At 45.1% G+C, this 17,048-nt stretch carries 15 protein-coding genes; 7 read left to right on the forward strand and 8 right to left on the reverse strand.

Translation table 11 applies throughout. From position 1 onward, the window contains the following. Window positions 1–46: 46 nt before the first annotated feature. Together cobM and cobW are read left to right on the forward strand one after the other, a co-directional pair. Window positions 47–877, forward strand: a complete 831-nt coding sequence (gene cobM, locus DKT75_RS12240) for a precorrin-4 C(11)-methyltransferase (RefSeq protein ID WP_109823726.1) — start codon at window positions 47–49, stop codon at window positions 875–877. A 79-nt stretch (window positions 878–956) separates the two neighbouring features. Continuing rightward, on the forward strand, window positions 957–2,036 hold the full coding sequence (gene cobW / locus DKT75_RS12245; RefSeq protein WP_109823727.1) for a cobalamin biosynthesis protein CobW: 1,080 nt from the start codon (window positions 957–959) through the stop codon (window positions 2,034–2,036). A 148-nt stretch (window positions 2,037–2,184) separates the two neighbouring features. Here the strand turns inward: cobW and DKT75_RS12250 are convergent, their stop codons facing one another. Next, on the reverse strand, window positions 2,185–2,526 hold the full coding sequence (locus DKT75_RS12250; RefSeq protein ID WP_109823728.1) for a Fis family transcriptional regulator: 342 nt from the start codon (window positions 2,524–2,526) through the stop codon (window positions 2,185–2,187). Between the two features lie 27 nt (window positions 2,527–2,553). After that, complete coding sequence (locus DKT75_RS12255; RefSeq protein WP_109823729.1) at window positions 2,554–3,177, reverse strand: hypothetical protein; 624 nt, start codon at window positions 3,175–3,177, stop codon at window positions 2,554–2,556. Window positions 3,178–3,360: 183 nt separating this feature from the next. On the opposite strand from DKT75_RS12255, the gene DKT75_RS12260 reads away from it, so the two are divergent. Then, on the forward strand, window positions 3,361–3,702 hold the full coding sequence (locus DKT75_RS12260) for a 4a-hydroxytetrahydrobiopterin dehydratase (protein WP_109823730.1): 342 nt from the start codon (window positions 3,361–3,363) through the stop codon (window positions 3,700–3,702). Between the two features lie 178 nt (window positions 3,703–3,880). Here the strand turns inward: DKT75_RS12260 and DKT75_RS12265 are convergent, their stop codons facing one another. The 5 genes from DKT75_RS12265 to DKT75_RS12285 all read right to left on the reverse strand — a co-directional run bounded on the left by DKT75_RS12265 (window position 3,881) and on the right by DKT75_RS12285 (window position 8,749). Next, the gene (locus DKT75_RS12265) at window positions 3,881–4,396 is read right to left on the reverse strand and encodes an SPOR domain-containing protein (protein ID WP_158278857.1); all 516 of its coding nucleotides are present in this window, start codon (window positions 4,394–4,396) and stop codon (window positions 3,881–3,883) included. A gap of 215 nt (window positions 4,397–4,611) precedes the next feature. Next, window positions 4,612–5,049: a T6SS immunity protein Tdi1 domain-containing protein gene (locus DKT75_RS12270; protein ID WP_109823732.1), complete on the reverse strand. Its 438-nt coding sequence runs from the start codon at window positions 5,047–5,049 to the stop codon at window positions 4,612–4,614. 50 nt (window positions 5,050–5,099) lie between these two features. Further along, window positions 5,100–5,666 carry a gamma-glutamylcyclotransferase gene (locus DKT75_RS12275; RefSeq protein ID WP_109823733.1) on the reverse strand — a complete coding sequence of 189 codons (567 nt, stop codon included), beginning with the start codon at window positions 5,664–5,666 and terminating at the stop codon, window positions 5,100–5,102. 8 nt (window positions 5,667–5,674) lie between these two features. Further along, a complete protein-coding gene (locus tag DKT75_RS12280) occupies window positions 5,675–6,688 on the reverse strand; it encodes a nucleoid-associated protein (RefSeq protein WP_109823734.1) in 1,014 nt (337 codons plus the stop codon). A 243-nt stretch (window positions 6,689–6,931) separates the two neighbouring features. Beyond that, on the reverse strand, window positions 6,932–8,749 hold the full coding sequence (locus DKT75_RS12285; protein WP_109823735.1) for an Ig-like domain-containing protein: 1,818 nt from the start codon (window positions 8,747–8,749) through the stop codon (window positions 6,932–6,934). Between the two features lie 269 nt (window positions 8,750–9,018). On the opposite strand from DKT75_RS12285, the gene cobN reads away from it, so the two are divergent. The 4 genes from cobN (at window position 9,019) to DKT75_RS12305 (ending at window position 16,689) form a co-directional block, all read left to right on the forward strand. Then, on the forward strand, window positions 9,019–12,903 hold the full coding sequence (cobN, locus tag DKT75_RS12290) for a cobaltochelatase subunit CobN (protein ID WP_109823736.1): 3,885 nt from the start codon (window positions 9,019–9,021) through the stop codon (window positions 12,901–12,903). A gap of 137 nt (window positions 12,904–13,040) precedes the next feature. Continuing rightward, window positions 13,041–15,617 carry an HD domain-containing protein gene (locus DKT75_RS12295; RefSeq protein ID WP_109823737.1) on the forward strand — a complete coding sequence of 859 codons (2,577 nt, stop codon included), beginning with the start codon at window positions 13,041–13,043 and terminating at the stop codon, window positions 15,615–15,617. A 1-nt stretch (window position 15,618) separates the two neighbouring features. Next, window positions 15,619–16,122, forward strand: coding sequence for an SLATT domain-containing protein (locus DKT75_RS12300; protein WP_109823738.1), 504 nt, complete (start codon window positions 15,619–15,621; stop codon window positions 16,120–16,122). A 246-nt stretch (window positions 16,123–16,368) separates the two neighbouring features. Beyond that, complete coding sequence (locus tag DKT75_RS12305) at window positions 16,369–16,689, forward strand: cobaltochelatase subunit CobN (RefSeq protein ID WP_109823739.1); 321 nt, start codon at window positions 16,369–16,371, stop codon at window positions 16,687–16,689. A gap of 79 nt (window positions 16,690–16,768) precedes the next feature. On the opposite strand, the gene DKT75_RS12310 is transcribed toward DKT75_RS12305, so the two are convergent. Further along, on the reverse strand, window positions 16,769–17,048 hold a 280-nt coding region (locus DKT75_RS12310; protein WP_109823740.1), incomplete at its 5' end, for an IS30 family transposase.

The following is a 17,048-nucleotide window of genomic DNA, read 5'->3' on the forward strand; positions in this document are numbered from 1 at the left end:
TGTTCGCGCTTGATTGGATAAAGCGCAGCATGAAAAGGATGACAAAATGAAAGTTTACTTTATTGGCGCTGGCCCTGGTGATCCAGAGCTGATTACCGTTAAAGCGCAGCGCATTATGAAAGATTGCCCTGTTGTATTGTATGCAGGCTCGTTAGTGCCACGTGAGATTTTGGCGGACGTCGAAGATTCTGCTGCATTGATCAAAGATACCGCTCACATGGACTTAGATGAGATCATGGTGGACATCGAAGCGGCTCATGCTGCAGGACAAAATGTGGCGCGTGTTCACTCTGGCGATCCGATGTTATACGGCGCAATTGGTGAGCAGATTCGTCGATTAGAGAAGCAAGGTATTGAGTTTGAAATCATTCCAGGTGTGACGGCTGTTTCTGCGTCTGCGGCTTGGTTGGGTAAAGAGTTGACGCTTTCTGGTGTTTCTCAGACGATTATTTTGACGCGTTTTAGTATTAAGACGCCGTTCCCTGAGCGTGAGCAGCTACCTGCATTGGCTAAGAGTCGTGCGACGTTGGCGATTCACTTGGGTGTGACGCACATTCATAAGATCGTTGAAGAGTTGATTCCTCACTACGGTGAGGATTGCCCTGTGGCTGTTTGCTACCGTACTTCTTGGCCTGAGCAGGACAAAGTTACGGGGACGCTGAGCGACATTACGGCTAAGGTTCGTGCTAAGAAATTTACGCGTACTTGCTTGATTTTGGTCGGCCATGTATTGGAGACAGAAGACTTTAATGACTCTTATCTTTACGACACAGACCAAGCCCACGTCTATCGTCCGAAGAATAAAGAGAAGCAACCTAAAGCCATTGTCCGAGGTGTTGTCGATACACTTCCTCGCGCAGATGATTTTAATACGTAATAATTGTCGCTAACATTCGACATTATTCACCAATAGTTAACACCGTGCCTAATGGCGCGGTGATAGAAAGGACAAGCTCATGCAGTTAAATAAGATTCCCGCGACGATCGTTACTGGCTTTCTAGGTAGCGGTAAAACGACGCTACTTTCAAACGTACTCAAGCAGGCAAACGGCAAGCGCATCGCGGTTATCGTGAATGAGTTTGGTGAGTTGGATATTGACGCTGACTTACTTCGTAGCTGCCCGCTAGATTGTGAAGAAGGCGAAGAGCAGGTTTCACAAGGCGACAACGGTATTTATGAGCTAGCGAATGGCTGTATTTGTTGCACGGTTGAGGAAGAGTTTTTACCTGTCATGCAGCAGTTAGTTGCACGTCGTGACGAGATCGATCATATCCTTATCGAGACTAGCGGCTTGGCACTACCGAAGCCTTTGGTTCAGGCGTTTAACTGGCCTGAGATCAAACAGCATTGTACGGTTGATGCGGTGATTACTGTCATTGATGGCCCTGCGGTTGCAGCAGGTCGTTTTGCAAACAATGAAGATCAGGTACAGGCACAGCGTTTGGCTGATGAGAGTTTGGATCATGACCCTAGCTTGCAAGAGCTTCTTGATGACCAACTGAGTGCGGCTGACTTAGTTATCGTGAGCAAGAATGATTTGTTGAGCGATGAAGAGCGTACACGTGTTGAAACTGTAGTGAGTGCTAAAGTGCCTGAGTCAGTTAAAGTGACGTATACCCGTGATGGTGAAGTGGCAAGCAACATGTTGATGGGGATTGATGCGGCTGCGGAAGATCGCATTCATGACGTACATAATCACCACGATCATCACCATGATCACGGCCACCACCATGAGCATGCACATGACCACTTTGATTCGTTTGTAATTAAGCTGGGTGAAGTGGATAGTGACAAGCTGCAAGCGATATTGAAAGACTTGTTAGCTGAGTACAACATTTTCCGAGCTAAAGGTTTTGCAGCGCTACCGGGCAAGCCGATGCGTCAGGTATTACAGGCTGTTGGTGAGCGTTTGGATACGCACTTTGATCGTTTGTGGACGGCTGATGAGGTACGGGGGACTAACCTTGTGTTTATTGGTAAGGGCATTGAGAAAGAGACGATTGAGAAGGCTTTGTCTGCTGCGGTTGTAGCATAATCTCTGTAACTATATAGAAGATTAAAAGGCCTAGCTCGGTTACATGAGCTAGGCCTTTTTTATGGAATAAGTCACTCTTTGATATCTTGCTTCGTAAACATTACTAAAGCTTTCTGCATTGCCCAACTAGCTTGTTAAAACATCAGTTTCAACCCTGCCGACTAGCCCAACTCCCACCATGCTCTTCATCACACGCCTCTTCAGAGTCATATGAAACATGCTTATCGATGTTTTTAAACCTGATATTGAGTCCTTCAAGTTTGGACTGAATCAACGTGTTTAGCGCTTGGCCTTTGCTCGATTGCATGAAGGTTTGTACATTAGCCTTTGTATCAAACACACAGATCACTTTTAGGCTTTTAGGAAAGTTATCGTAGTTAACGGTATGCGTTAACCACTGAAAGCCCTCTATTTCTTTTAAGGCTATCTCGCAAACATCTGTGAGCAAGACTCTGAGTTGGTTATCCGTTGTCTTATCGGTCTTACGCATCGTGTAACCCTAACGATAATACCAACATCACCCAGTAACCCGCTCATTAGAACGACTACCTACGCGGTTCAAAAAAGGTACAACTGAAAGCGATGACAGTAGAATGAAAACATACCCTAGCAATTCAAACATCTCTTCATAAAAGACATGAAAAGCCATCTCGGTTTGTTTTTCAAAAAACTCCCCAACAAACAAAAATACAGCAGCAACCAATAACAACGCACCCGACTTTACTTTAAAGAACGCGACCGCCGTTTTTACATGACGAGTAAAACCGCTAAAGCCCATATAGATTAATATCGCTGCAAATGCTGCACCGACGGATGCATTTCGACCAACACCAGACCCCATGAATTTTATTGCCGACGGGACGTTAAGCTTCTCAACATCTAACTCCCTCAACACGAAGCCATAACAAAGCAGAGAACAGAATAAAAGAATCAGTGTTTTTGCTTGCTTATCTAACACAGCAACGGCGAGATAAACGAGACATGCGATCGCTAAAAAAGACGCCTGAATATTCTCGATCAACCCATCTTCCGCATAAATCTGGCTATGATTATTGGAAACGTAATAAAAGGAACCAAGAAAAAAAACACACCAAGCCATAACGCTAGCAATACTGACCGCACCAAACAAACTTTTAAACATAACGTCCCCGATAACTTTCTTATTGATTATTGTTTACTGATAAAAATCAAAGATATGATCAAATTAATCTCATAACTATACAGAACGCTGTCAAACCGAACAACAAGCCTTACGCAAGCACGCCCCTACCGTGACTAAAGTCATTTATAATCAAATACTTCAAAATGACTGATGGACACCGACATGGCTAAATTTTCTGACCTTACCCAGCAAAAGTGCCTCCCCTGCAAAGGTGACATGCCAACGCTCACGCCAGAACAATCGAAAGAACTCAACAAACAACTTCATCTCGACTGGCAAATATCTGACGATAATACGTCTATTACCCGCGCCATCACATTTAAAGGCTTCACCAAGGTCGTGTTATTTGTAAACGCACTCTCCTGGTTAGCTGAAAAAGAACAACACCACCCCGATGTGAACTTTGGTTACGGCTACTGCACGATTACATTCACTACCCATGCCATTAACGGCCTATCAGTGAATGACTTCATCTGTGCTGCTAAAGTAGATGGGTTGCTTTAAAAGTGGTTAGCTTGCTTTATTACTAGGGCTTCGCTCTGCCGTAAGCTTCAGCGTGTAAAAATACAAACTTGCCATTTTTAAACTCATAAAATTCGACCATATCTCTACCTGAGCTGTTTTCGCTTTCTAAGTTACCGGCAAAGACCATTAGGCGACTATTGAGTGCATAAATGTGCGCTTAGCCATCCTCATCCGCAAACGCTGGTAATCGACGACTAAATTCGCCCATAACCAGAGGGTGATTTTCTCCGGTATAAATTGCTGGCGCTTTATAGTTAGCGAGACGTTGAGTCGTATTTTTTAGATATGCCGTGTATTTTGGAGCAGGCAACGGAGCTGCCTTTTCACAGGCAGATATGATGTGCCTGATAATACTAGCCTGTGCTACTGCATTATCAGGAAGCAATGCCTTCATTTTCTGATGTGACTCAGTAGCCTTTGAGAGTACTTTGTAAGGCCCTATTCTAAGTCGATATAAGGTTCGGTCATTACTATTAAAAGCAGTCACAGCAGCGTCAAAACCGACGTCACTATAAGTGCTTTGCATACCTGTCGCTTTATCGGAGGAGGCAGTGACGAAGAGTTGAATGTAGTACGTTTTGCACTGTTGCCCAGCGGCAAATGCGGTGCTTGTGAGTAAACTTAACAGGATACCTAAGATTAACTTCTGGCTCGCAACGTAAAATAGTTTCACAGCAACTCTACTCCCTTCGATTCACAAGAAAGTAATAAGAATAGTCTGGAATGTGGTCAATTTCTAACTAAATATAGGTATTAATCATTTAAATCTGTGGCTAGGACAATGATGTAATTCTATTACACCAAAGCCCTATAAAGCCAAGCTGACACTAAACTCGCAATCAGTACAGAGCCAGCCTATGTAACTTGTCCGTTCTTAAGCGCGAAGTCTCAACGAATATCGTTAATCTGTACTTCCGCGCCATCTTCCAAGTCTTTAACCTGCTTACCCAAATCACCTGAGAAACGAATGGTTTTTGCCAAGGTCGTGATTTTCAGGTTCTTCCCTTCATACTCACCACCCAATATGCCCGGTGTGATCATGTAGTACTTTCTATTAGCGTCCAAACTACCCAGTTTCTTTTCTGCTTCAGCAGACAACACAGGCATAAACCAATCGTCCAAGAATTCATCATCTTCGATCAGCGCGTTGTATTCTTCGATTGATTTAGCAACCACGTCGCAATAAACATCTTCTGGGCATAATCTCCAAAAGTGATCATTTTTATCTTTTAGTATTAGGTTGCCGAAGTCGTTCTCAGTAACGATCTCAACTGGCTCAACACCAGACCAACCCCATGCTTCTTTAACTTCTTTCAGTAAATCCATTTTCTATTCTTACCAATATAATATATTTATTTTTCAACGATTAACGAGACTTAAGGCTTGCTCAGTAAAGACTGAATAGCAGCCTCGACCACCGCTATCGCATCGCCTTCTGCGGCAACATACCTAGGGTAAATCGGACTGTCTCTATCATCCAATATATCCGTCCAAGCCGTCGTTGTGTCTATAAACGCCTGCACACCCTCAGCACCAAACCACTGATAATAGCCGTACAACACGGTCTCCAAATAAGACCAGAGTATCGGCTTCGCTGGCTGTGCAGGCTCGCCATTGACCAGCACATACATTTGCACATCACTCGGCTTGCTTTGAAGCGTATGAGTGGATGAGCGTTCTACTAACCACTCATCCATCGCCAATTCACGCCTGATATAACCGACTTCTCGTGTATCTAGTTCAGCCCAATCGTTATTAGGCACCTTCGCTAGCAAACCTTGTATCTGCGAGTCTGTGTCAGGAACAACGCTTAAAAAAGCGTGTTCATAACACTCATCATTCACCCAAATACGCTTCCAGCCTTTTACCGACGCAGGTGTGTCTGGCACATAACGATGCGTGCCTGTGTTAACTAGTGAACCAAATCCAAAAAAACTAGGCATAATTTCTGTTACTCGCCACCCAACTGAATATTAATAACCGCTTTCAAACCACCCTCAGTTTCTTCAACATCTACCGAAGCAACCTGAGTATTCGTGCCAGACAACGTCAAATTAACACCATCCGCAATCTTCGTTTTACGAATGACATTACGTGTGTAACGCTTCAATTCTTTCGTCTCAATCGGCTTATCATCGGTCATATCCATGCCCGTTGCCGCGGCAACTTCTTCGATAATACCTGCCGCTTCATCGTCTTTAATGTAAGACTTCGACATCTCTTTCAAATCAGCCATCGACAAGTTTTCAGACTTAGCTAAGCTTTCTTCAATCTTGTGACCGAACTCCACCGCATCCGCAGGCGTTGCCGCTTTACTTGATACAGCTTTCAAAAACTCACCCGCCGCTTTAGCACTGGCACGAGGTGTGCCTGCTGGTACAGCGTGTAGGAATGTATCTAACCAATATTTTGTCTTCTTACTTAACGCGTCGATAACATGAACCGTCTCGCCACCTGAGAAAATCAGTGCGCCCTTCTGGACTTTATCCAGTGAGATACCGATACGCTCGACTAACTTCAGTGATCCGTCGTCTGACTCAATATCTAGGTAGTCGCTGCGACCTTCGATTTTGAATAAACCAACAGCCTGCTCAGAACCACCTGTAGACAGTACTCCGTCAAACAAGATCGTAATGAATTCACCACCGACAATATTTGGGTGTGTAGACGCTGTGTAGAGGTGCTTAGCAATGCTTTCGCTAGACTCTTTGAAGGTTTCTTTGTCTTTAAAAATCGCGTCGCTGTAGTGGTAAACCGTGTTTAGAAACAAGTCCGACTCGTGGTGTAACTGGTACACCTGAGCGTCATCTACCATTGGCTCTAGGTAGCTTTTGATCAGCAACGTGTCCAGTGTCGGCGTGCGCGAAGCTTCCTTTGGTGAAAAGGTGTAGCCTTCTTCACGTGCTTTGTTACCGATACGGTGAACGATGACTTTGCTGACACTCGCAGTACTGATGTCGATCATGGGGGTGTTCCTGAAAATTTAGATTAGGGGCGTTTAATATCACAAATTGAAAAGACCATATAGCTTTGACTGAAAAGAAGTTTCCCTAAACACTAAAAACTGGTCAATCAACTCTACTGCATGCCCGAGATAAAAATTCACATAGAAGTAATAAATAATACATTTCCCCCAAATGATGACGATAAAGTTATCATTTAAAAAAACCTGACAATAAAAGTATTGTCAGGCCTTGGGGACTTACTATTAGTTAAACAAGCTATCAGTTCCAGTGCAGGTTGCTAATTCAACAGCACTGTCATTGCTATTATCAATCGCGTACAACTTTCCATTTACCCAAGATACGCTCCCATCTCGGGTATCATGGCGACCATTTGTGATGACAAAGAAACGGTCATTACTTTCGATCAACCTGCTAACCAGACCTTCAATAGTGACAGGTGTGTTATCAAGATATTGCTGAGTCAGCTCAAATGTTGATGTTGTAACTACCTCCCCATCAGAAGCCGTCACACTGTAAGAGGCGTAATCTAAACCATTAAAATAAAACTTATCTCTTACTACCCGATTAACATAGTCAGGACTGAAAATGTCAGTATATGCACTAGTTTTAGAACCAATATATGAAAGCTCAAGGTCAAGCCCATCACTAATACGCCAGTAACTATTTTTAGCTACTTGCGGGCCAGATGTACCAGAGATAGTTCTTATATAAAGTGCACCACCGTAAGCTTCACCGATAATCGAATAACTAGATGCCTCATCAGATAAACCAGCAACATCTTCAATAAAGTGAGTTAACTCAGTCGTAACAGCCCCATCATGAGCATATAAATTATCCCCAATGGAATAGTAAAAGTGCTTATTAAAGGCACCGACAGGATATATCGACACATTTTCACTTACTTCAGCTATTTTAGTTTTAACACCATCAATATCCATCCATATTTTGTCACTGTAACCGCCGGACTCAATGGCTAATACCTCACGATAATAACGTCGCCCATCCACAATAGCACCACCATTAGTGAAGTCAGTCCGAGATAGCGCTAAATACTTCGGGCCAACTGGAGCTGCTGGTAAAGATGTTGAAACTGTATTCTCTAAGGTACCATCTGTTTGATAGTTCACCCCACAAAAGCGTACTACTGACAACTCAGTATTTTGAGTAACTTCTACCTCAACTTTCGCGCTATTCGTTCTACCCTGGCTGTCTTCAAATACATACCAAAACGCGTCTGTACCTGTGAAATCTGCTGGCGGCATATAACGAATAAAACCTTTCTCTATAAGTGTTTTACCGCCATTTTGCGTCCATTCATTCGTGCTTTTTAGAGTTAAATCATTTCCAGTATCATTATCTAACACTGGAATCATCACTCTCAGACCATTTTTCGACACCGCTTTATCTTCTCTTGCGACGGGCCAGCCCCCTCTATTCTCCTCAGACAAGTGAATGGTTACTTTGGCTGCATTTTTTCTTCCCCACTTATCTTCGAAGACGTACCAAAATTCATCTGTTTGGTCTCCGCGTGGTTCTCCAACTTGCTGATAAGTGACCAAGCCATTCTCACCAAGTACGACCTGCCCTTGATTAATAGAACCCTCATTAACGTTGACGACTTTAAGCTCAACACCAGTATCATTTGCTAACACAGGAATATTGACCGATTCACCGTAGGTTGCACGAATCACATCGCCATTTGCCTCTGGCCATTCGTTATCAACAACATGAACAATAACCTTTGCAGCTGTCGTACCACCAAAGCTATTCTCAAGCACGTACCAAAACTCATCATGACCCGTGTATGAAGGATGAGGCGTGTAAGTCAGAGACTTTTCATCTTCACTAATAGAGACCTTGCCCCAACCAACTGACGACTCATTAACACTTTTGATTATTAGACCAACACCAGTATCGTTGCTCAATACGTCGATCGAAACAGGCTCCCCGATAGTGGTAGCTGCTAAGTCCATACTACCCATAGTGACGGCCGCTGCAGGAGAGCTTGCAAGTGCTGTTATACATAGCGCAGGCAGTAAGTATTTACCAAGTGAGTGCATCAGATATCCTTTCTCATTATTTAAGTCATAAACACCAGTAACAAGACAATAAGGGAAAGATAACGTGAGGGATATTGGCTAAAAACTATAGGTACACATGCACTGATAAGTGGCAAAAGAAAAACTTATTATTACACTGTAATTCACCTTAGAAGTACAACAAACTAGAAATACAGTTAATCCGAAAAAACAATTCATCTCACTCTAACAAGCGGCAACGCGCGTTGTCAGGTAAAATACCCTCCTTTACTCTATATCCGATACAGCCCATGCACCTGCTAAAAGCCCAACCCGGCGGATTCGTCGATGAAGAAGGCATCATCGACCTAGAACAAACCCCAGCGCCCATCGTGGTTCTCTCTGCCGCTGACAGCAGCCTAGCAGCGCTTGCACAAGCCGTTGAAGCACTTCCCGCTGACTTCCCCGACGTGCGTTTAGCCAACTGGATGCAGCTACTCAAACCCGCCGCATTCGACCTTTACCGCAGTGCCGTACTCGACAAAGCACAAGTCGTCGTCGTGTCATTATTAGGCGGCAGCAGCTACTGGCAATACGGTGTGGAGATGCTGGAAGAATGGCTCAAGGCCGCTCGACCAAGCCGACCTAGACACCTCATCGTGGTCTCAGGTGATGACAGCGTTGACCCAGAGCTTGAAGCTCTCAGCTCACTCGACGCAGAGTCAACCCACCGCATCTGGCGCTACTTCCGCGAAGGCGGCTTTGCCAATAGCCAACAATTATTTCATTACCTTGCCGACACTTGTTTAGACCACAACGCCGAATGGCAAGAGCCGCAGCCATTACCCCGCTGCATGCTTTACCTACCCAACTCGCCCTACCCGCAAGCAAGCTTTAGTGAATGGCAACAACGCTGGCAAGCACACGATAACGTCTGCGCTGTATTGTTCTACCGCAGCCACCTACAAAGTGGCAATACGGGCATGTTTGACCAACTCATTACCCAGCTAGAAGCACACGGTTTACAGCCACTGCCCATCGCCGTGGCCTCGCTCAAAGACCCAGAGTCAATCGCACTGGTCAACGCCCTTATTGAACAGTCAGACGCCAAGATCATTTTGAATACCACAGGCTTTGCCAGCAACACCGTGGCCAGCCCAGACTTGAGTGCCGAGCCGACCACTTTCCAATCCCCCTTCGCACGCAAAATACCTGTGCTGCAACTGATCTTATCCAGCAGCACACGAGACGATTGGGAAAGTTACACGCAAGGCCTACGAAGCCGCGACATCGCCATGCAAGTGGTGTTGCCAGAAATGGATGGCCGTATCATTACCCGCGCCATCAGCTTTAAAGCCGAAAGCCGTTTTAGCGAACGCGCACAAATCTCCGTGATCAGCTATCAGCTACACCAAGAACGTGCCGACTTCATTGCACAACTCGCGCGCAACTACATACGACTAACGCTCAAAACAAACAGACAAAAACGCATCGCGCTGATCCTTGCCAACTACCCAACCAAAGACGGGCGTATCGGTAATGGCGTGGGCTTGGACACACCTGCCTCCACTATCAACCTGCTCAACGCGATGGCTGCGGCTGACTACCCTGTCAGCAACATTCCCGAAGATGGCACGGCGCTGATCAACGAACTACTCGGCGCAGTCACCAACAATCCCAACACATTGCACACCCTGCCTTGCTGGCAAAGTCTGGCGATTGACGAATACATGCGATACTTCCAGCAGCTCCCCGAAGCGAATCAAAAAGCCGTTTGGGAACGCTGGGGGCCACCTGAAAATGACCCGAAACACCGCCAAGGCCGCATCATGCTCGCGGGCATGCGCCTCGGTGAAACCTTTATCGGCATCCAGCCTGCACGTGGCTTTAACATGGACTTGCAGGCCAACTACCACGACCCCGACCTCGTGCCACCGCACAGCTACCTCGCCTACTATTTTTGGCTGCGACACACCTACCAAGTCGACGCGATTATTCACGTAGGCAAACACGGCAACTTGGAATGGCTACCGGGTAAAGGCGTGGCCATGTCTGAGCAATGCTGGCCTGACGTTGCGCTTGGCCCGATGCCGCACTTCTACCCATTTATCGTGAATGACCCCGGCGAAGGCTCACAGGCCAAACGCCGTACCCAAGCCGTTATTATCGACCACCTGATGCCACCAATGACCCGCGCTGAAACTTACGGCGACCTAGCCCAGCTTGAAGGGCTTGTTGACGAATATTACCAAGCGATGGGTATGGACGTGCGTCGTGAGACTTGGCTGCGTGAGCAAATATTAGAACAAGTTAAATCCACCAATGTACTGCAAGAGTTAGCGGTAGTTGATAGCGATGAAGAAGCGGTATTCGATGCGCTAGACACTTACCTCTGTGATATTAAAGAAGCACAGATTCGTCATGGCTTACACATACTCGGGGCGTTACCCAACACCGCTAAACTGGCCGATACCATTGTCGCATTACTACGTTTACCGCGCGGAACTCAGCCACATAGCCGCGGGATTTTACACGCCATTGCGCACGACCTTGAACTCGACTATGACGCATCTGACTTGAACGCTAAAGCATGGCACGGCAATCGTCCTAAACTGCTGCAACAACTCACCGATGACGCATGGCGCACGCACGCTGACACCCGCGAACGCTTGGAGTTATTGGCTCAGCAATGGGTCACGCACTACGTATTGCAATACACACAGAACCATACCGACGCGTCAGTAAGCACTCGCGCCAATGACGAATATGAGTCATGGAGCGACTTCCACACCAGTTACCCGCAAACCGCTGCGATACTCAATTACGCACGCCAAACCTTATTAGTCGCGCTCCACACCAGCGTCAAACAAGAAACCCAAGCACTGATTGATGGGCTTAGTGGGCAATTTATCGAACCCGGCCCTAGCGGCGCACCAACCCGCGGACGGCTCGACACGCTCCCCACTGGGCGCAACTTTTTCTCGGTCGATAACCGCTCTATACCCTCACCTGCTGCTTGGGCGCTTGGCCAAAAGTCAGCGCAAGCACTGATCGAACGACACTTACAAGACCACGGCGACTATCCTCGGCAACTGGGGCTGTCAGTCTGGGGAACCGCCACCATGCGCACAGGCGGCGATGACATCGCACAAGCCTTTGCACTGATGGGCATCAAACCTGTTTGGGCAGAAGGCTCACACCGCGTCATCGACTTTGAAATACTCTCAAACCAACTGTTAGGCCGACCCCGCGTTGATGTGACCTTGCGGGTATCAGGCTTTTTCCGTGACGCCTTCCCCAATGTGATAAAACTGTATGACGCAGCGATTCAAGCGTTGGCGGCTTATGACGAAGCTCCTGAAATAAACAGCATACGTGCGCATATCGAACAGCAAACAAAAACATTAATTAGCGACGGCATGAGCGTAGAGGATGCCAAGCAACAAGCCAGCTACCGTGTGTTTGGCAGCAAACCCGGAGCCTATGGCGCGGGACTGCAAGGCTTGATCGACGAACGCTGCTGGGAAACCCGCGACGACTTGGCCGACGCCTACCTCAACTGGGGCGGCTACGCTTACGGCAATACGGCAGGCGATGGCGTAGAAGCGCGCGATGCCTTTGCCAACCGCCTCGGACAGCTCGAAGCCGTAGTGCAAAACCAAGACAACCGCGAACATGACTTGCTGGACTCGGACGACTATTACCAGTTTCAGGGTGGCATGACTAATGCGGTGACTAGCCTCAGTGGACAAGCGCCAGCGGTGTATCACAACGACCACTCTGACCCTGAACGACCGAAAGTGCGCACGTTAAAAGAAGAGCTGAATCGGGTGATTCGTTCGCGACTGCTTAACCCTAAGTGGATAGAGGGGATGCGTGAGCATGGGTATAAGGGTGCGTTTGAAATGGCGGCTAGTGTGGATTATCTGTTTGCTTATGATGCTACGACGAATTTGATTGCGGATTATCAGTATGAGGCGGTTAGTGATGCGCTGGTGTTTGATGAGGAGAACCGGGCGTTTTTGGAGGAGCATAATCCGGCGGCGTTGGAGGAGATGGCGGAGAGGTTGCTGGAGGCTGCGCAGCGGGGGTTGTGGGGGGAGTCTGATGAATATAAGGAGAGGTTGCGAGGGGTATTATTGGAGATTGATGAGGGAGCGGAAAGTCAAAAGCAACCTGATTCGATAAAAATTTAACAAGATACCTTCGAGTATTTTTTTTCAATTATGAGTTATTATCAAACAACTAATGTAGCTTTATGATGATTCAGGTAATTAATAACCCATAAAAACTATTGGTTATAGCTTCAGCTCATAAATAATAAGGAATAATTGTGTCTTTAGATAGAATCAAAAATACCAGCCTTTGGAAAACCTCTCTCTGCGAGAGCATTGATGACCAATATAACGGGCAGAGAGAGGAAATAAGATCTTCCTTGTTAAAATTTCGAGAAAACACATCACACTTGGTCTCTCAGATTTCTAAAGCACTTCCAGGACTAACACAGCATGAACTTTCTCACCTAGATGCGTTATGGGAAACAGCATCAATTATATGTGGGGACGACTACCCTTTAAACCCTTTGGAAGCATTTGTCCTTGGCGGAGCGATACTCCTTCATGACTCAGCTCTTTGTTTTGAGGCTTATAAGGGAGGAATAAGTGGCGTAAGAGATACCGTAACTTGGAGAGATCATTACGCTCAACTAACGGATCATCATAAAAATGAAAGTGATATATCACACATTAACGAAATGGCAGACTTTTCCACACTTAGGAGCTTGCATGCAAAACAGGCTGAGAGCCTAGCTAACTACAACTGGAAAGTTAAAGATGAGGACCAAGGTGTATATCTTATAGAAAACATTACGCTAAGGAACCACTTAGGAAAGTTGATAGGCCAAATAGCGGGAAGCCACCATTGGAGTATTGATGAAATACTTTCAAAGTTACCTAACCAGATCAATTCTCTAAGTACATACCCTAGAGAATGGCGCATTGACCCCGTAAAGCTTGCCTGTATTCTAAGGTGTGCAGATGCATCTCAAATAGACAACGAAAGAGCACCAGACTTTCTTCATGCCCTAATAAAACGAAGAGGTATTTCCCTCACACACTGGATTGCACAAAACAAGCTGGCAAATGCCGATATTGATACCTCTGACCTATCTGGATCAACTCTATTATTTACTTCTACATCTGGTTTTGCAGAAGAAGAATCAGAGGCTTGGTGGGTCGCTTATGATGCTACATGCATGATTGATAAAGAAATAAGGGCCTCTAATGCATTAATGGAATCTCGGAAAACCCCTTGCCCTCAATTTATAGTAAAGCGAGTCAAGGGGGTTGAAACACCGGAGTTAATGTCTAACTACATCCAAACAGAGGGTTGGCATCCTTGCGTTGCAGAAATTCATGTGGGTAACATTGAGGGTTTGATTAACACTCTTGGGGGTGACAAGTTATATGGGACAGGCAGCGATAAGTTAGAAGTCATTCTAAGAGAATTAATCCAGAACTCTCGTGACTCAGTTCATGCTAGGCGAGAGTGTGACAGTAACTACACAGGAAAAATCACAGTTAGAATAAAAACTATTGATGAGCAGAAATGGATCTGTATTGAAGATGATGGTGTAGGAATGTCAAAAAGGGTTTTAACTGGACCTCTGCTAGATTTTGGAACCAGTTTTTGGACATCATCCCTAGTCCAAAGTGAGTTCCCTGGATTGCGCTCCTCTAAATTTAAGTCTGTAGGTAAGTTTGGAATTGGATTCTATTCGGTCTTTATGTGTTCAGACGAAGTAAGAGTTGCAAGCCGCCCATGGAAAAATGGTACTCAAGATGTATGGCAGGTACACTTTAAAAACGGCCTTTCTCTGAGGCCAATGCTAAAAAAGTCTGTACCTTTAGATTTTCCATCTAATATTTCAACTCAAGTTTCCATCTGTTTAAATAAAACCGAAAACAATTTAACACTAAGAGAAATTAAACGGGGCAGAGTAGGAGCAGAAAATATCAAGGTTGATATGCCTACCTATATCTCCGCAATTTGTGCAGGCCTTGATGTATCTATTATTTTGTCTGAAGAAGGTAAAAAGGAGCAAGAAGTACACCATGAGAAAATTGATCAAGGGAACTCTACCGAATGGCTGAAGAGAATATCGTTTTCAGACTACCAAGATCCGAAAATATCATCTTACATAGAATCTAACGCTCATAGATTAAGGCCGGTAATTGAAAATAATCAACTTCATGGTATTGCAGCACTTTCTACATGTGTAGGAAATGGAGCTAACTTCCTCAGTCTTACTACTGTTGGCGGATTAGCTACGAGTATTCATGGAAGAGGTGGTGATAGTTTTATCGGCTATTTAGATTACCTCCCTCAATCAGCTAGAAGAGATGGTCAGCTTTACTCCGCTTCAGAAGAAGCAATGGCAGAGTGGGCGGAAAAGCAAAACAGCCTTATCGATTATTCATCATTAAGTGAGATGGAGAAATACTCTGTAGCATCAAACCTTTGTAACTTTGGAGTTGATCCTTTTGATGTAGCAATGATTTTAGTGGCCTATGATAAAGAACGTTTTTTTGTGAATTTTTCCCAACTGGCTAAACTCGCATTTAAGCAACCAATCGCTATTTTAAAATCAACACTCTTTGATGGTTTCGAAACCCACCATAATCAGGATTTTATTGATGGCTGTATTCTAATTACCCCTATCAGCAACGGAAAGTTCTTTTCTTTAAAAATGCAGGATGAAGAACCTAAGGACAATAGAAGTATACTTGGCTGCTTGTGCAGAGCCATTCAGAACAATGGTTGCATCCCTATAATAGAGGAAAATGAAACCACAATCAGATCGATAATGGGGCCCATTAAAATGTTAACTATAAAGTCAGAGTCACTTTGATATGGGTACTCATCAGAGCATTGAAAATCACCTTACTCACCTTCGCTTAAGAACTCATCGAAAAGCAAGAGCACATTACCTTGCTTCAAAATCACTGTCTCGAAAGAATATTTGGTTTGGTGCTTGTGTAATCTTAATAAGCGCATTTGTTGGAAGCAGTGTGGTAACAGATCTATCTAAGTCAGTAACTTATCTTACTCCTCAGGTATTTGGTATTTTATCGCTAATAGCTGCAATTCTTTCATCATTCCAAACATTTTTTGGTTTTTCAAAGCTGTCTGAAAAGCACCAAGGAGCAGCTAGTCAATATTCATCACTCTACAGAAGCCTAAGCCTTCTCAATACAAAGTATTTTTCTGGCGAGTATGAAAATAAAACAATTCTTACTCAACTTGATGAGATTCAAAAAACTTGGAATACCGTGGAACACGAAGCACCTGACGTTCCTGACAGTTTTTATGATAAAGCAAAAAATGAACAACTTTCGGACGATGAGGGCGTTTAGACATGTGGTTTGTAAGTCGTATCACGAACTACAATAGCAGTTAAGATATAGCTCCCTTGCAAGAGTTTTCTTCCTAACTTGTCGGTTATTTTCGGAGAGCTACACCTTTTGTTCGGGCAGATGGCTCACACGGAATCATCGACTTTGAAATACTGTCTAACCAGCTATTTGGGCGGCCCCGTGTTGACCCGATCTTGCGCGTATAGGGCTTTTTCCGTGACGCCCTCCCCAATGTGATGAAACTTTATGACGCAGCGACTCAAGGAACGACCGAAAGTACGTACGCTAAAAGAAGAGCTGAATCAGGTGATTCGCTCTCGACTGCTCAACCCTAAGTGGGTCGTGAGCATGGGTATACGGGCGCGTTTGAAATGGCGGCTAGTGTTGAACTATCTGTTTGCTTATGATTCGACGACAAACTTAATTGCGGATTATCAGTATGCGGCAGAGAGTGATGCGCTGATGTTTGATGAGGAGAATCGGGCGTTTTTGGAGGCGGCGCAATGGTTGGTGGGAAAGTTCCGAGGCATACGAAGAAAAACTACGAGGAATATTGCTGGATATTGATATGAAAATGGGAAACTAACAGCTACTCCCTTCTTGTAATAAGCCTAACAGGACTGTCAGTTCTTACTTACTGCTGGTATCAAGTAATAAGTGCAACACGCTTTCCTGTAAAGGCCTCGAATGGTGTTAAACCATCTAATACTTTTCGAGGTGTAAAATTTAATTGGATAAGGCGCTCGTTAATTTCTTTATCCGTTAGTGTGCCAAGATCAAATTTCTTCGGCCAAAAGCGACGTATTCTGCCGTTCGTATTTTCATTCGTACCACGCTGCCAGCTGGCATAAGGCTTTGCAAAATAAATAGCGACTTTAGCTTGTTTGCTTACACGAACCTGATCAGCAAACTCACCGCCATTATCC

The sequence above is a fragment of the Leucothrix arctica genome, from assembly GCF_003172895.1.
GTDB lineage: Bacteria > Pseudomonadota > Gammaproteobacteria > Thiotrichales > Thiotrichaceae > Leucothrix > Leucothrix arctica.

Bases quoted from the DNA above. Each gene is read 5' to 3' on its own strand.
- DKT75_RS12305 (WP_109823739.1), top strand. From the start codon at position 16,369: ATGACGCAGCGACTCAAGGAACGACCGAAAGTACGTACGCTAAAAGAA.
- DKT75_RS12275 (WP_109823733.1), bottom strand. From the start codon at position 5,666: ATGCCTAGTTTTTTTGGATTTGGTTCACTAGTTAACACAGGCACGCAT.
- DKT75_RS12270 (WP_109823732.1), bottom strand. From the start codon at position 5,049: ATGGATTTACTGAAAGAAGTTAAAGAAGCATGGGGTTGGTCTGGTGTT.
- DKT75_RS12280 (WP_109823734.1), bottom strand. From the start codon at position 6,688: ATGATCGACATCAGTACTGCGAGTGTCAGCAAAGTCATCGTTCACCGT.
- cobN (WP_109823736.1), top strand. From the start codon at position 9,019: ATGCACCTGCTAAAAGCCCAACCCGGCGGATTCGTCGATGAAGAAGGC.
- DKT75_RS12300 (WP_109823738.1), top strand. From the start codon at position 15,619: ATGGGTACTCATCAGAGCATTGAAAATCACCTTACTCACCTTCGCTTA.
- DKT75_RS12250 (WP_109823728.1), bottom strand. From the start codon at position 2,526: ATGCGTAAGACCGATAAGACAACGGATAACCAACTCAGAGTCTTGCTC.
- DKT75_RS12285 (WP_109823735.1), bottom strand. From the start codon at position 8,749: ATGCACTCACTTGGTAAATACTTACTGCCTGCGCTATGTATAACAGCA.
- cobW (WP_109823727.1), top strand. From the start codon at position 957: ATGCAGTTAAATAAGATTCCCGCGACGATCGTTACTGGCTTTCTAGGT.
- DKT75_RS12260 (WP_109823730.1), top strand. From the start codon at position 3,361: ATGGCTAAATTTTCTGACCTTACCCAGCAAAAGTGCCTCCCCTGCAAA.
- cobM (WP_109823726.1), top strand. From the start codon at position 47: ATGAAAGTTTACTTTATTGGCGCTGGCCCTGGTGATCCAGAGCTGATT.
- DKT75_RS12255 (WP_109823729.1), bottom strand. From the start codon at position 3,177: ATGTTTAAAAGTTTGTTTGGTGCGGTCAGTATTGCTAGCGTTATGGCT.